This is a genomic window from Pseudomonas sp. EU05-FHT14B02 (assembly GCF_058791055.1).
Genome location: NZ_JBYTDD010000002.1, coordinates 305,213 through 319,630, shown reverse-complemented (window position 1 = coordinate 319,630; position 14,418 = coordinate 305,213). Strand labels below are relative to the sequence as shown.

General features: G+C 60.9%; 12 protein-coding genes and 1 pseudogene. 8 read left to right on the top strand and 5 right to left on the bottom strand.

The window, feature by feature from the left end:
* Positions 1–108 precede the first annotated feature (108 nt).
* The 3 genes from betC to AC3WTM_RS03350 all read left to right on the top strand — a co-directional run bounded on the left by betC (position 109) and on the right by AC3WTM_RS03350 (position 4,239).
* A complete protein-coding gene (gene betC / locus AC3WTM_RS03360) occupies positions 109–1,623 on the top strand; it encodes a choline-sulfatase (protein WP_102669499.1) in 1,515 nt (504 codons plus the stop codon).
* Positions 1,624–1,639: 16 nt separating this feature from the next.
* Positions 1,640–2,560, top strand: coding sequence for a choline ABC transporter substrate-binding protein (gene choX, locus AC3WTM_RS03355; protein WP_102669498.1), 921 nt, complete (start codon positions 1,640–1,642; stop codon positions 2,558–2,560).
* Positions 2,561–2,670: 110 nt separating this feature from the next.
* Positions 2,671–4,239 carry a SulP family inorganic anion transporter gene (locus AC3WTM_RS03350; RefSeq protein ID WP_102669497.1) on the top strand — a complete coding sequence of 523 codons (1,569 nt, stop codon included), beginning with the start codon at positions 2,671–2,673 and terminating at the stop codon, positions 4,237–4,239.
* A gap of 118 nt (positions 4,240–4,357) precedes the next feature.
* Here AC3WTM_RS03350 and aroE read toward each other — a convergent pair whose 3' ends face one another.
* Both aroE and hemF read right to left on the bottom strand, forming a co-directional pair.
* Positions 4,358–5,179 (bottom strand): shikimate dehydrogenase, encoded by an 822-nt coding sequence (aroE, locus tag AC3WTM_RS03345; protein WP_102669496.1) that lies wholly within the window; start codon positions 5,177–5,179, stop codon positions 4,358–4,360.
* Between the two features lie 13 nt (positions 5,180–5,192).
* Positions 5,193–6,107: an oxygen-dependent coproporphyrinogen oxidase gene (gene hemF, locus AC3WTM_RS03340; RefSeq protein ID WP_102669554.1), complete on the bottom strand. Its 915-nt coding sequence runs from the start codon at positions 6,105–6,107 to the stop codon at positions 5,193–5,195.
* A 163-nt stretch (positions 6,108–6,270) separates the two neighbouring features.
* Between hemF and AC3WTM_RS03335 the strand changes: the two genes are divergently transcribed.
* Entirely contained in the window at positions 6,271–7,248 is a 978-nt protein-coding gene (locus tag AC3WTM_RS03335; RefSeq protein WP_102669495.1) for an NADPH:quinone reductase, read from the top strand.
* Between the two features lie 93 nt (positions 7,249–7,341).
* Here the strand turns inward: AC3WTM_RS03335 and tsaC are convergent, their stop codons facing one another.
* The 3 genes and pseudogenes from tsaC to AC3WTM_RS03320 form a co-directional block, all read right to left on the bottom strand.
* Complete coding sequence (gene tsaC, locus AC3WTM_RS03330) at positions 7,342–7,899, bottom strand: L-threonylcarbamoyladenylate synthase type 1 TsaC (RefSeq protein ID WP_102669494.1); 558 nt, start codon at positions 7,897–7,899, stop codon at positions 7,342–7,344.
* A 54-nt stretch (positions 7,900–7,953) separates the two neighbouring features.
* On the bottom strand, positions 7,954–9,060 hold the full coding sequence (dprA, locus tag AC3WTM_RS03325) for a DNA-processing protein DprA (RefSeq protein WP_102669493.1): 1,107 nt from the start codon (positions 9,058–9,060) through the stop codon (positions 7,954–7,956).
* 81 nt (positions 9,061–9,141) lie between these two features.
* Positions 9,142–9,924: pseudogene (locus tag AC3WTM_RS03320) on the bottom strand (peptidoglycan-binding protein); the annotation flags it as partial.
* Between the two features lie 229 nt (positions 9,925–10,153).
* Here AC3WTM_RS03320 and def point away from each other — a divergent pair.
* From def to trkA, 4 genes are read left to right on the top strand one after another with little or no spacing between them, the layout of a single operon-like run.
* Positions 10,154–10,660: a peptide deformylase gene (def, locus tag AC3WTM_RS03315; RefSeq protein ID WP_057397338.1), complete on the top strand. Its 507-nt coding sequence runs from the start codon at positions 10,154–10,156 to the stop codon at positions 10,658–10,660.
* Positions 10,661–10,717: 57 nt separating this feature from the next.
* Entirely contained in the window at positions 10,718–11,677 is a 960-nt protein-coding gene (gene fmt, locus AC3WTM_RS03310) for a methionyl-tRNA formyltransferase (protein ID WP_102669491.1), read from the top strand.
* The gene (gene rsmB / locus AC3WTM_RS03305) at positions 11,674–12,984 is read left to right on the top strand and encodes a 16S rRNA (cytosine(967)-C(5))-methyltransferase RsmB (RefSeq protein WP_102669490.1); all 1,311 of its coding nucleotides are present in this window, start codon (positions 11,674–11,676) and stop codon (positions 12,982–12,984) included. The genes fmt and rsmB overlap by 4 nt, the downstream gene beginning before the upstream one ends.
* Positions 12,985–13,006: 22 nt before the next feature.
* On the top strand, positions 13,007–14,383 hold the full coding sequence (gene trkA, locus AC3WTM_RS03300) for a Trk system potassium transporter TrkA (RefSeq protein WP_008045725.1): 1,377 nt from the start codon (positions 13,007–13,009) through the stop codon (positions 14,381–14,383).
* Positions 14,384–14,418: the final 35 nt, after the last annotated feature.

The window sequence follows — 14,418 nt, the reverse complement described above, 5'->3', positions numbered from 1 at the left end:
TGCTTATCCTAGTCATTGCCGCGTATGGGCTTTACCGCAAGGTGCGGGGGTTTCATTCTCAAAGCCAGCACTCTCGCATAAACATCCACTATGGAATGCCGCGATCACATGAAGCGCAAGAACATTCTTTTCATCATGGCCGATCAAATGGCCGCGCCAATGTTGCCGTTCTACGGCCCATCGCCCATCAAACTGCCTCATCTGAGCCGCCTCGCCGCACAAGGCGTGGTGTTCGACTCGGCTTATTGCAACAGCCCCCTGTGCGCGCCGTCGCGCTTCACCCTGGTCAGCGGCCAGTTGCCGAGCAAGATCGGTGCCTACGACAATGCCGCCGATTTCCCCGCTGACGTACCGACCTACGCCCACTACTTGCGCCGCCTCGGCTACCGCACAGCCCTGTCGGGCAAGATGCATTTCTGCGGGCCAGACCAACTGCATGGCTACGAAGAACGCCTCACCAGTGACATCTACCCGGCCGACTACGGCTGGGCGGTGAACTGGGATGAACCGGACGTGCGCCCGACCTGGTATCACAACATGTCGTCGGTGCTGCAGGCCGGCCCTTGCGTACGCACCAATCAACTGGATTTCGACGAAGAGGTGGTGTTCAAGGCCCAGCAGTACCTGTTCGATCATATCCGCGAGGATGGCGACCAGCCGTTCTGCCTGACCGTTTCGATGACTCACCCGCACGATCCGTACACCATTCCCAAGGCTTTCTGGGATTTGTACGACGATGCCGATATCCCGCTGCCTACAATCCCGGACCCGCATGACCTCGATCCGCACTCGCAACGTCTGCTCAAGGTCTACGACCTGTGGGACAAGCCACTGCCTGTGGATAAGATCCGCGATGCCCGTCGCGCCTATTTCGGCGCGTGCAGCTATATCGACAGCAACGTCGGCAAACTCCTGCAAACACTCGAAGATACCGGGCTGATCGATGACACCATCATCGTGTTTTCCGGTGACCACGGCGACATGCTCGGTGAGCGCGGCCTCTGGTACAAAATGCACTGGTATGAAATGGCCGCACGGGTGCCGCTGTTGGTCAGCGCACCGGGGCAGTTCGGCGCCGGCCGGGTCAGCGCCAGTGTTTCCACGGCAGACCTGTTGCCGACATTCGTCGAACTGGCCGGCGGCTCGCTGGAACCGGGCTTGCCACTGGACGGCCGCTCGCTGGTTCCGCACCTGCAAGGGCAGGGCGGCCATGATGAAGTGTTTGGTGAATACATGGCCGAAGGCACCGTCAGCCCGTTGATGATGATCCGCCGCGGTGCCTATAAATTCATCTACAGCGAAGACGACCCTTGCCTACTCTTCGACGTACAGAATGACCCTCGCGAACAGGAAGAACTCAGTCATTCGCCGCAACATCGCCAGTTGTTCGACGATTTTCTCGCCGAAGCGCGGGCCAAATGGAACATCCCGGCGATTCACCAGCAGGTGCTCGCAAGCCAGCGGCGCCGACGCTTCGTGGCCGAGGCGCTGACCCTCGGCAAGTTGAAGAGCTGGGATCACCAGCCGCTGGTGGACGCCAGTCAGCAGTACATGCGTAACCACATCGACCTCGACGATCTGGAACGTAAAGCACGTTATCCACAACCCTGCCAAAACCAATAATGTTAAGGGGAAGTCCATGCAAAGGTTATCCACAGTACTGACGGTCGGGCTCCTGGCTCTGGGCAGTGCCTCGGCGTTTGCCGATCAGAGTTGCGAGACGGTGAAGATGGCCGACCCGGGCTGGAGCGACATCGCCGCGACCAACGCCATCACCGGGTTTCTGCTGGACGGCATGGGCTACAAGGCCAAGGTCGACACCCTCGCGGTACCGATCACCTTTGGCGGGTTGAAGGACGGCCAGGTCGATGTGTTCCTGGGCAACTGGATGCCGGCGCAGCAGGGCTTCTACGACAAATTCGTCGCAAGCGGCGATGTCACGCAACTGGCGAAGAATCTCGACGGCACCGAATTCACCCTCGCTGTCCCGGACTACGTATGGGACGCTGGTGTGCATAACTTTGCCGACCTGAACAAATACGCCGACAAGTTCGACCGCAAAATCTACGGCATCGGCTCCGGCGCGCCGGCGAACATCTCGCTGCAAGAGATCATCAAGAAAAACGATTTCGACATGGGCCAGTGGAAACTGGTCGAGTCCAGCGAGCAGGCGATGCTGGCGGAAGTGTCCCGCGCGGTGAAAAAACAGAAATTCGTGACTTTCCTCGGCTGGACCCCGCACCCGATGAACGTGCAGCTGAAAATGCACTATCTGAAGGGTGGCGAGAAATACTTCGGTGACACCGGCAGCGTGCATACCCTGACCCGAAAAGGTTATGCACAGGCCTGCCCGAACGTCGGCAAACTGCTGACCAACCTGAGTTTCACTCAGGAGATGGAAAACAGCATCATGGCCGAGGTGGTGAACAAGAAGGTCAGCAATACCGACGCGGCCAAGGCGTGGATCAAGGCCAACCCGACAGTGCTGGAAAAATGGCTCGATGGGGTGAAGACCGTGGATGGCAAGGATGCGTTGCCGGCGGTCAAAGCCAAACTCTAAACCAGAAGCGAAATGGTCTTTGTGGCGAGGGGGCGTGTCGGACCGCCGCACCGCCACAATGATCGCCTTGTCCTGCTACCCTTGCGCAAAATCCCCACCCGAGAGGACCCATGGCCCTTCCCAGCCGCCATTCAGTCTTTCCATTCCTCACCTGGCTACCCCGGCAAACCCGTGCCAGTGTCGGGCGCGACCTGATCGTCGGCCTCAGCGGCGCGATCCTCGCGTTGCCGCAATCCATTGCCTACGCACTGATCGCCGGCCTGCCGCCGGAATACGGCCTGTACGCCGCAATCATCCCCGTGCTGATCGCCTGCCTCTGGGGGTCGTCGTGGCATTTGATCTGCGGTCCTACGGCCGCCATCTCCATTGTTCTGTATGCCAGTGTCAGTCCTCTGGCCGTTCCAGCGTCGCAGGACTACGTCATGCTGATCCTGTTGCTGACGTTTCTTGCTGGCATCTTTCAGTGGCTGCTGGGTTTGCTGCGGTTCGGCGCGCTGGTGAATTTCGTCTCGCACTCGGTGGTACTCGGCTTCACCCTGGGTGCTGCCGTGGTGATTGCCATCGGTCAATTGCCTAACCTGCTGGGGCTGGACTTGCCCAGCCAGGCCACCGCGTTGGATAGCTTCATCACGTTGTTGCGCCATCTCGGCGAAATGGACAAACCTTCGCTGGCGCTAGGTCTGGCGACCGTGGTGGTCGGCGCTATTCTCAAACTGCTGCTGCCACGCTGGCCGACGCTCTTGATCACCCTGATTCTCGGCGGCTTGCTGGTTTGGCTCTGGCCATCAATGTTCGGCCATGTGCAACTGGTAAGCGCCTTCACCGGCAAACTGCCGCCCTTCAGCCCATTGCCCCTGGACCTGGATCTGATCCTGCGCCTGCTGCCCAGCGCGGTGGCGGTCGGCATGCTCGGGCTAGTAACCAGCCTGTCGATCGCCCGCTCGATCTCGGCACGTTCGCAGCAACTACTCGACGCGAATCAGGAAGTCCGCGCCCAGGGCTTGTCGAATATCATCGGTGCGTTTTTTTCCGGATCGCTGTCGGCCGGCTCCTTCACTCGCTCAGGCCTGAGCTACGAAGCGGGGGCCTGTTCGCCGCTGGCCGGGATTTTTTCGGCATTGTGGGTGGCGCTGTTTGCGATCTTCGGCGCGAGCCTGATTGCGCACATCCCGATTCCAGCCATGGCGGGCAGCATTCTGTTGATCGCTTGGGGCCTGGTGGACCATCGCGGCATCCGTGCGTTGTTGCGGGTCAGCCGCGCCGAATTTTTGGTCATGGCGCTGACCTGCGTCGCAACGCTGCTGCTGGAGTTGCAGACAGCGATCTACGCCGGCGTGTTGGCCTCGCTTTTTTTCTACCTCAAACGCACATCGCAACCACGGGTGCAGCATGTGCGAGATGGCGAGGAAGACATTCTACGAGTGGGGGGCTCGATTTTTTTCGGCGCCAGCCATTACCTGCAAGTGCGCCTGCAACGCATGCACGGCGCGCGTGTGGTGATCGAGGCGCAGCAGATCAACTTCATCGACTACTCAGGGGTGGAAATGCTGCATCAGGAAGCGCGGCGCCTGCTTCGCCAGAACCGCAGCCTGACCTTGCGCCGGGCCCGGCCGCAGGTGGTGGAAGAGTTGAGGAAGCTGGAAGGGGCGGAGAAATGCCCGATCCGGTTTGAGGATTGAAACACCGCTCACTGTAGGAGCGAGCTAGCTCGCGAAGGTCGTGAACGATTACACGCAAAACCAGATGCCCAACAGCGCCCTCAGATTTTTCGCGAGCAAGCTCGCTCCTACAAGTAGGTTACAAGGCCAATTGCCGGCGGAGTTCAGCCAGCACCGGCGCCGTATCCGGGCGCACGCCGCGCCACAGAAAGAACGCTTCCGCCGCTTGCTCGGCCAGCATGCCCAAGCCATCCATCGACACCGCCGCCCCGTGTTCGCTGGCCCAGCGGCAGAACGAGGTCGGTTCCTTGCCGTACATCATGTCGTAGCACACCGTTTTGCCAGGCTCAATCAAGCTGGGGGCAATAGGCGGCACATCGCCGGTCAGGCTCGCCGACGTCGCGTTTATGATCAGGTCCACCGACTCCTGCAACCAGTCGTAGCCGCTGGCCGAGACCGGCCCCAGATCGCAGAACAGTTCCGCCAGCAGCTCAGCCTTGTCCACCGTGCGGTTGGCGATGATCACCGAGGCCGGTTGCTCGGCCAGCAACGGCTCCAAAGCACCTCGCACCGCACCGCCAGCACCGAGCAACAGGATGCGTTTGCCCTTGAGGCTGAACCCGGCGTTGACCGTCAGGTCCCGCACCAGCCCGGCACCGTCGGTGTTGTCGCCCAGCAGACTGCCATCGTCCAGTTTGCTCAAGGTGTTGACTGCACCCGCACGCTGCGCCCGCGCGGTCAGGCTGTTCGCCAATCGATAGGCCTCCTCCTTGAACGGCACCGTCACATTGGCGCCGCGCCCTTCGAGGAAAAAAGTCCGGGCACAGGTGGAAAAGTCGTCGAGTGGCGCCAGCAGCGTGCTGTAATCCAGTTTCTGTGCGGTCTGCTCAGCGAACAGGCGATGGATCAGCGGAGATTTGCTGTGGCCAATCGGGTTACCGAATACGACATAACGGTCCATCAGGTTTCCTCGTTCAGGCTTTGGCCAACCAATCGCGGTCTTGCAGGAAGTACTCGGTCAGACGCGCTTCTTCACTGCCAGGCTCGGCTTTCCAGTCGTAACCCCAGCGTACTTGCGGTGGCAGCGACATCAAGATCGACTCGGTACGCCCGCCCGATTGCAGGCCGAACAACGTGCCACGGTCGTAGACCAGGTTGAATTCAACGTAGCGGCCACGGCGGAACTCCTGGAACTCACGCTGTTTGGCGGTGAACGCATCGTTCTTGCGGCGCTGCACGATCGGCAGGTAGGCGTCGATGTACGCGTCACCAATAGCGCGCATGAAAGCGAAGCTGGTGTCGAAGTCCCACTCGTTCAGATCGTCGAAAAACAGCCCGCCGATGCCACGCGGTTCGTGACGATGCTTGATGTGGAAGTAGCTGTCGCACCAGGCCTTGTAACGCGGGTAAACATCCGGGCCGAACGGCGCACAGGCTTGCTCGGCGACGCGGTGCCAGTGGATGCAGTCTTCTTCGTTGCCGTAATACGGGGTCAGGTCGAAGCCGCCACCGAACCACCAGACCGGCTCTTCACCTTCTTTTTCGGCGATGAAAAAACGCACGTTGGCGTGGGAAGTCGGCACATGCGGGTTGTGCGGGTGGATGACCAGCGACACGCCGAGGGCTTCGAAGCCGCGGCCGGCCAGCTCTGGTCGATGGGCGCTGGCAGATGGTGGAAGACCACTGCCGAAGACATGGGAAAAGTTGACGCCACCCTTTTCAATCACCGCGCCGTTTTCTATCACACGGGTACGACCGCCACCGCCCGCCGGCCTGGTCCAGGCGTCTTCGACGAATTGCGTGCCACCGTCTTCGGCTTCCAGGGCGGCGCAAATACGGTCTTGCAGGTCGAGCAGGTAGGCTTTTACGGCCTCGGTGCGGGTCGTCATGTCATCACCTTGAATCGGGCAAAACAACGCGGCGCTCCATTGGAGCTCAGCCTGCGCAAATGGGCGCGTAGCATACCATCGCAAGTCACCCCGCCGCAGTTGACGAAGATCAAGCTTAGGAGTCCGATAGGGAGCTTGGTAAAACGACCTATGGAGAGTTCTGATGGCAAAGCGTATCCAGTTCCGCGCCCATGGCGGCCCCGAAGTGCTCGAATATGTGGATTACCAACCCGCCGAGCCAGGTCCGAAGGAAGTACGCGTGACCAACAAGGCCATCGGCCTGAACTTCATCGACACCTACTACCGCAGCGGTTTGTATCCACCGCCGTCCCTGCCGTCGGGTGTCGGTTCAGAGGGTGCGGGCGTGGTCGAGGCAGTGGGCAGCGACGTGACCCGCTTCAAGATCGGCGATCGCGTAGCCTATGGCAGCGGGCCGCTGGGCGCCTACAGCGATGTTCACGTCTTACCCGAAGCCAATCTGGTGAAACTGCCGGACGCCATCAGCTTCGAACAGGCCGCCGGCGTCATGCTCAAGGGCCTGACTGTGCAATACCTGCTGCGCCAGACTTATGAACTCAAGGGTGGCGAAACCATCCTGTTCCACGCCGCGGCGGGCGGTGTCGGCTCCTTGGCTTGCCAATGGGCCAAGGCCTTGGGCGTGAAGCTGATCGGCACTGTCAGCTCGGCGGAGAAAGCCGCGCTGGCCAAGGCCAACGGTGCCTGGGCGACCATCGACTACAGCCACGAAAACGTCGCCCAGCGCGTACTGGAATTGACCGACGGCAAAAAAGTCCCGGTGGTGTACGACGGCGTTGGCAAGGACACCTGGCTGACTTCACTCGACAGCGTTGCGCCGCGTGGGCTGGTGGTGAGTTTCGGCAATGCGTCCGGCGCGGTCGACGGCGTGAACCTGGGGATCCTGGCGGGGAAAGGCTCGCTGTACGTGACCCGGCCAACCCTGGGCACTTATGCGAACAACGCCGAGAACCTGCAACGCATGGCCGACGAGTTGTTCGAGATGATCATCGGCGGCAAGCTGACCGTGGACATCAGCCAGCGTTATCCACTGGCTGACGCGGCGAAGGCGCAGACCGAGTTGTCGGCGCGGCGTACGACGGGCTCGGTTGTTTTGTTGCCCTGACTGACGCCATCGCGAGCAAGCTCGCTCCCACAGGGGATTTGTGTTCGACACAGAACCCCTGTGGGCTTGCCCGCGATTGGGGTCAACTCGGTCTCAATCGGGGCGCACAACCCTGCCGGTCGCCAGATCGCGAATCACGCTCGGGTTCTTGCGTCCGCCCAGGTTTCCGCCCAGCACCAGATCCACCTGGCCACGGAAATACTGTTCGATGCGAATCCGCGTACGTGCCGCCGGACGCCCCTGCGGGTTGGCCGACGTCGACACCAGCGGCCCGACCAGCGCGCACAAATCCCGCACCAGCGGGTGATCGCTGACCCGCAGCGCCACGGTTTCATGCACACCGGTAATCCACTCCGGCAGCAGGTTCTGGTGCGGCACCAACCAGGTGTTCGGACCCGGCCAGGTACTGGCCATGCGGTCCATCCACAACTCGGGGAAGTCTTCGAAGAGGAAATCGAACTGACGGATGTTGTCGGCGACCAGAATCAGCCCCTTTTCCACAGACCGGCCCTTGATCAGCAGCAGACGCTCCACCGCATCGATGTCCCACGGGTCGCAACCCAGGCCCCAGACTGCTTCGGTTGGGTAGGCAATCACCGCCCCGGCGCGAATTGCTTGCGCGGCTTGTTGCACACGCCAACTGTTGACCATGAAAAACACTCCAGACTAAGGCTCTGCGCAGTTTACCGATCTTGTTTATAAAACCTAGCTCACCCGTGCAAACCAGCGCCCGTTTTCGCATACGGCGCTGCCATCCATTTCCAGTTCCGTCAACGCCGCCAGCACTTTCGGCAAGGCCCAGCCGCTTGCGTCGGCCAGCGCTTCACTGGTGTGAGGGGCGGCATGCAGCAGCTTCAGCAGTGGGTGAGTAGATACCGCGGTGCAGGTTTCTGTGGATAACGGCAGTCGCTGCCAGCCGCGCAAGGCTTCGAGGATATGCTCAATGGTTTCCACCAGCACCGCACCGTCACGAATCAACTGATGGCAGCCCCGGGCGCCGGGATGATGGATCGACCCGGGCATCGCAAACACCTCGCGCCCCTGTTCCGCCGCCAGCCTCGCGGTGATCAGTGAACCGCTGGCGACACTCGCTTCAACCACCAGCACCCCGAGTGACAAACCACTGATGATCCGGTTGCGCCGAGGGAAGTTGCCGGCGCTGGGACCTGCATCCAGCGGAAACTCCGAAAGCACTGCGCTGCCCGAAGCGATCATGGCGTCCGCCAGGCGTCGATTTCGCTGTGGATAAAACTTCTCGAGCCCCGTACCGAGCACACCGACCGTTTGCCCGCCGACGTCCAGCGCAGCCTGGTGCGCGGCGGCGTCAATACCCAGGGCCAGGCCGCTGGTAATCACAAAACCGGCACCCGCCAGGCTACGGGAAAACGCGGCAGCGGTGTCCATTCCTGGCCGGGAAGCGCGGCGGCTGCCGACCATCGCCAATTGTGGTTTTTCCAGAACGCCCGGATCGCCCGCGACAAATAACAGCGGTGGTGCATCGCTGATTTGTGCCAGCAGTGCCGGGTAGTCCGGTTGGTCCCACATCAGTAAATGCTGGGCCGGGCGCTCCAGCCAGGCCAATGTATGACTGGCGCCGTCACGGATCTCAGTGCTACGCCTGACCTCGGAACAGGCCAGTGGCAAGCCCAGCGCGCGCCAGGCACTGGCTGGCGCGCTGATGGCTTTGGATGCCGAACCGAAGGCTTCGAGCAATTTCTTGAAACGCGCAGGACCGAGTTCCGGCAAACGGTGCAGACGTAATCGAGCTTCCAGTTCCGCGGGGGAAACCGGTGTAACAGTAGGCATCGACATGGATCATCCTTGATCGTTATGAGCATCCGTACAAACGGGAATAAGCTGTGGATAACTCTGTTGGTAACTTGTGAAGCACTCTTACGGATTTCGTACCTTGTCCATCACCGACAGTGAGCGCGAGGCGCTGAGCACCAGCCCATAACTGAGTTTGTCGTAGGTACGGAAAACCATCAGCAAACCGGCGCGCTCATCGGGAATTTTCAACGGTTGGCCAGTGATCCGGTCCCTCACGGTTTCACCGGTTTTCATTACCGCCAGCAGATTGCCTTCGGCTAGGCCGTCGCGCTGACCCTTGTTCAGCGTTACCACGTCCAACTCGCCAATCTGCGTGACCCCACGCGGCACATCGATGATCAAACCGTTGATTTCGTGGCTCGGTGCGCTGGGCGTGAAGGTCGAGTTGATCGCGCGCTCTTCACCGCTGAACAAGCGATCGCCGAGGCGGACCTCCTGAGTCGTACGCAGCAACTCCAGGGTAGCGACATCACCTTCGATGGCCACGACATCGCCGCCGCCGATATCGTCGGCGTTGATCCCCAGGATTTCCTTGCTCTGCGGATCGGTGTAGACCTTGCCTTGGCGGAAGATACCGTACGCCGGTTGCGCCGGATCGAAATGGCCGCGGGCAAAGATGCGGTCACCCGCGCCGCTGAGCACCCGTTCGGAATCACCAGCGACGATGTAAGGCGCCTTGTCGAATTCCTCGGCCTTGTCGACGATGCGGTTACTCAGCAGAAAGCTGTTGATCGATTTCAGAGCAACGCTGGGGATAGCCTCGTTCACCGGGCTGCTGCGAACCTTTGGCGACAGCTTTATGGTGGGAATCTCTTCCCGAAGCAGCACTTGCCCGTACGCCCAACTTGCCGAAGCCAGGAGCAGCAGGGCGAGTAGTGATTTCCTCATGCGGTGAATCCCTTTATTATGTGCATTCGCGTGAAACGCCAGAGCCCTCGGCGGCTCGCTCCCGGCTTGCTTGTCAAAACTTGCTTGTCAAAAGAATGGAGCTACGTTTTACAACGGTAGCCTGTATGTCTTCGGACCCGCCAGGCCATCGACCCGACCTTACTTCACACGTGCACTAATCAAGCTTATGGCCATTTTAAACATCCTCGAATTCCCTGATCCGCGTCTGCGCACTATCGCCAAGCCAGTGGCCGTAGTGGACGACGAAGTGCGTCAGTTGGTCGACGACATGTTTGAAACAATGTATGAAGCGCCTGGCATCGGCCTTGCCGCGACCCAGGTCAACGTGCACAAACGTATCGTCGTGATGGACCTCTCCGAAGACCGCACCGAGCCTCGAGTGTTCATCAACCCCGAGCTCGAAACGCTGACCGACGAGATGGGCCAGTATCAGGAAGGCTGCCTGTCGGTGCCGGGTTTCTACGAAAACGTCGATCGCCCGCAACGGGTCAAGGTCAAAGCACTGGACCGCGACGGCCAGCCTTACGAACTGATCGCCGAAGAATTGCTCGCCGTGTGCATCCAGCACGAATGCGACCACCTCAACGGCAAATTGTTCGTCGATTACCTGTCCACGCTCAAACGCGACCGCATCAAGAAGAAACTGGAAAAGCTTCATCGCCAGAACGCCTGATGCCCATCTTCAAAGGCTTGCTACGGCAAGCCTTTTTCTTTTCAAGAGACGTCACCCATGACTGAGCCACTGCGCATTGTCTTTGCCGGCACCCCGGAATTCGCCGCCGAACACCTCAATGCCCTGCTGAGCAGCCCTTACGAGATCGTCGCGGTCTACACCCAACCGGATCGTCCGGCCGGTCGCGGGCAAAAACTGATGCCGAGCCCGGTCAAGCAGCTTGCTCTGGAGAACAATATCCCCGTGCTGCAACCGCCCACTCTGCGCAACGAAGATGCTCAGGCTGAACTGGCTGCACTGAAGCCGGACTTGATGGTGGTGGTCGCCTATGGCCTGATCCTGCCGCAAGTGGTGCTGGATATTCCGCGTCTGGGTTGCATCAACAGTCACGCCTCGCTGCTGCCACGCTGGCGGGGCGCGGCGCCGATCCAGCGCGCCGTGGAGGCGGGCGACGCCGAAAGTGGCGTGACCGTGATGCGCATGGAAGCCGGCCTCGACACCGGGCCGATGTTGCTGAAAGTCGCCACGCCAATCAGCGCCGAAGATACCGGCGGCAGCCTGCATGATCGTCTGGCAGAAATGGGCCCGCCAGCTGTAGTCCAGGCGATTGCCGGCCTCGCCGCCGGAACCCTGGAGGGCGAAATGCAGGACGACAGCCTCGCTACCTATGCGCACAAATTGAACAAGGACGAAGCACGCATCGACTGGAGTCGCCCGGCGGTTGAGCTGGAGCGTCTGGTCCGTGCCTTCAACCCATGGCCGATCACCCACAGCACCTTGAACGGCGAAGCCCTGAAAGTACTGGCCGCAAACCTCGCCGAAGGCAAAGGCGCCCCGGGTGAAATCCTCGGCTCCAGCAAGGACGGTCTTATCGTCGCGTGCGGCGAGCAGGCCTTGTGCCTGACCCGCCTGCAATTGCCCGGCGGCAAGGCGCTGAACTTCAGCGATCTGTTCAACAGCCGTCGCGAGAAATTCGCCACCGGCACTGTCCTCGGTCAAGTGGCGGACGCTCAATGAATCCGCGTCTGGCCGCCGCCAAGGCACTCGCTGCCGTCCTGAACGGAAAAGCCTCGCTCAACAGTTCGCTGCCTACGCAGTTGGACAAGGTCGAGGACCGTGATCGCGGCTTTACCCAAGACCTGGCGTTCGGTACCGCGCGCTGGCAGCCACGTTTGTCGGCGCTGGCGGCCAAGCTGCTGCAGAAGCCGTTCAAGGCTGCCGACGCCGATGTCGAGGCGCTGTTGCTGGTTGGTCTCTATCAGTTGCTCTACACCCGTGTCCCGGCTCATGCGGCCATTGGTGAAACCGTCGGTTGCGCCGACAAGCTGAAAAAACCATGGGCCAAGGCGCTGCTCAACGCTGTGCTGCGTAATGCTCAGCGCGAAAGCGAAACGATTTTCGCCGAGTTGGAACGTGATCCGGTGGTGCGCACCGCTCACCCACGCTGGCTGCAGAAATCTTTGAAAGCGTTCTGGCCAGATCAATGGGAAGCCATTTGCGCGGCGAACAATGCGCATCCGCCTATGATCCTGCGAGTCAACCGTCGCCATCACACCCGTGATGCCTACCTCGGTTTGCTGACTGACGCGGGAGTTGCCGCTACGCCGTGTGTCTACAGCCGCGACGGCATCGTGCTTGACGCCGCCGCCGACGTGCGCAGCCTGCCGGGTTTCGCCGAGGGCTGGATCAGCGTGCAAGACGAAGCCGCGCAACTGGCTGCCGATCTGCTCGACCTCGCACCGGGTCAACGGGTGCTCGACGCTTGCTGTGCACCAGGTGGCAAGACCTGCCACATCCTCGAAGCCGAGCCAAAACTGGCCGGCGTCGTGGCGGTAGACCTGGAAGCCAAGCGGCTGGTGCGGGTGCGGGAAAACCTCGAACGCCTGAAACTTAGCGCCGAACTGATCGCCGCCGACGGCCGCGACACTCAGGCATGGTGGGACGGCAAGCCGTTCCAGCGCATCCTGCTGGACGCTCCATGTTCGGCCACCGGTGTGATTCGTCGTCACCCGGATATCAAACTGACCCGCCAACCCGACGACATCGCCGCGTTGGCGCTGCTGCAGGGCGAGTTACTCGATGCCATGTGGAGAACCCTGGAGGTCGGTGGCATCCTGCTGTACGCCACCTGTTCCACGCTGCCGACCGAGAACACCGAAGTCATCGAAGCCTTCCTCGCCCGCACGCCGGGTGCCCGGGAACTGGACCTCGCGATGGCGGCCGGCATCAAGCAACCTCATGGTCGCCAGTTGCTGGCCCAGGAAGGTGGCCACGATGGCTTCTACTACGCCAAGCTGATCAAGATCGCCGCCGCGCGCGGTTAAATGGATTCAATGGAGTGACTGGATGAAAATCATCATCCTCGGTGCAGGGCAAGTCGGCGGTTCGCTGGCGGAACACCTGGCCAGCGAAGCCAACGATATTACTGTGGTCGACACCGATGGCGAACGCCTGCGCGACCTTGGTGACCGCCTGGACATCCGCACGGTACAAGGTCGTGGCTCGTTCCCGACCGTGTTGCGCCAGGCCGGAGCCGATGACGCCGACATGCTGGTCGCGGTGACCAACAGCGACGAAACCAACATGGTCGCCTGCCAGGTCGCCCATACTCTGTTCCACACCCCGACCAAGATCGCCCGGGTTCGCGAAGCCGCGTACCTGACCCGCGAAGAGCAGTTGTTCCAGAACGAAGCGATTCCGGTGGACGTGCTGATCAGCCCGGAACAAGTGGTCACCAACTACATCAAGCGCCTGATCCAGCACCCCGGTGCCTTGCAGGTAATCGACTTCGCCGAAGGCAAGGCGCAATTGGTGGCGGTGCGGGCGTACTACGGCGGGCCGCTGGTGGGCCAGCAACTGCGGCAGTTGCGTGAACACATGCCGAACGTGGAAACCCGCGTTGCGGCGATTTTCCGTCGTGACCGGCCAATCCTGCCCCAGGGCGACACGGTGATCGAGGCCGACGACGAAGTATTTTTTATCGCCGCCAAGGCGAACATTCGTGCGGTGATGAGCGAAATGCGCCGTCTCGACGAAACCTATAAACGCATCGTCATCGCCGGTGGCGGGCAGATTGGCGAGCGTCTGGCCGAGGCCATCGAAAGCCGCTATCAGGTGAAAATCATCGAGATGAACCCGGCACGCTGCCGTCATCTCTCCGACACACTGGACAGCACGGTGGTGTTGCAGGGCAGTGCTTCGGACCGCGACCTGCTGATGGAAGAGAACATTGCCGACGCCGACCTGTTCCTGGCCCTGACCAACGACGACGAGGCCAACATCATGTCTTCGCTGCTGGCCAAGCGCTTGGGTGCGAAGAAGGTGATGACCATCATCAACAACCCGGCCTATGTCGATCTGATCCAGGGCGGTGACATCGACATCGCCATCAGCCCGCAACTGGCGACCATCGGCACCTTGCTGGCCCACGTGCGCCGGGGCGACATCGTCAGCGTGCACTCACTGCGCCGGGGTGCGGCGGAAGCCATCGAGGCAATTGCCCATGGTGATGCGAAATCGAGCAAGGTGATCGGCAAGGCAATCGAGAACATTGGCCTGCCGCCAGGCACCACCATCGGTGCGATTATCCGCGACGAAGAAGTGATCATCGCCCATGACGACACCGTGATCGAAGCGGGCGACCATGTGATTCTGTTCCTTGTGGATAAAAAGCATATTCGCGATGTGGAGAAGTTGTTCCATGTGGGGCTGAGCTTCTTCTGATGCGGATTTAGCGCCGGCCTGCCTTTGTAGGAGCG

Excerpts from the sequence above, each read along its gene's own strand:
- trkA (WP_008045725.1), top strand. The coding sequence starts at position 13,007 with ATGAAAATCATCATCCTCGGTGCAGGGCAAGTCGGCGGTTCGCTGGCG.
- AC3WTM_RS03335 (WP_102669495.1), top strand. The coding sequence starts at position 6,271 with ATGGCAAAGCGTATCCAGTTCCGCGCCCATGGCGGCCCCGAAGTGCTC.
- fmt (WP_102669491.1), top strand. The coding sequence starts at position 10,718 with ATGACTGAGCCACTGCGCATTGTCTTTGCCGGCACCCCGGAATTCGCC.
- tsaC (WP_102669494.1), bottom strand. The coding sequence starts at position 7,899 with ATGGTCAACAGTTGGCGTGTGCAACAAGCCGCGCAAGCAATTCGCGCC.
- AC3WTM_RS03350 (WP_102669497.1), top strand. The coding sequence starts at position 2,671 with ATGGCCCTTCCCAGCCGCCATTCAGTCTTTCCATTCCTCACCTGGCTA.
- dprA (WP_102669493.1), bottom strand. The coding sequence starts at position 9,060 with ATGTCGATGCCTACTGTTACACCGGTTTCCCCCGCGGAACTGGAAGCT.
- aroE (WP_102669496.1), bottom strand. The coding sequence starts at position 5,179 with ATGGACCGTTATGTCGTATTCGGTAACCCGATTGGCCACAGCAAATCT.
- hemF (WP_102669554.1), bottom strand. The coding sequence starts at position 6,107 with ATGACGACCCGCACCGAGGCCGTAAAAGCCTACCTGCTCGACCTGCAA.
- choX (WP_102669498.1), top strand. The coding sequence starts at position 1,640 with ATGCAAAGGTTATCCACAGTACTGACGGTCGGGCTCCTGGCTCTGGGC.
- rsmB (WP_102669490.1), top strand. The coding sequence starts at position 11,674 with ATGAATCCGCGTCTGGCCGCCGCCAAGGCACTCGCTGCCGTCCTGAAC.
- def (WP_057397338.1), top strand. The coding sequence starts at position 10,154 with ATGGCCATTTTAAACATCCTCGAATTCCCTGATCCGCGTCTGCGCACT.
- betC (WP_102669499.1), top strand. The coding sequence starts at position 109 with ATGAAGCGCAAGAACATTCTTTTCATCATGGCCGATCAAATGGCCGCG.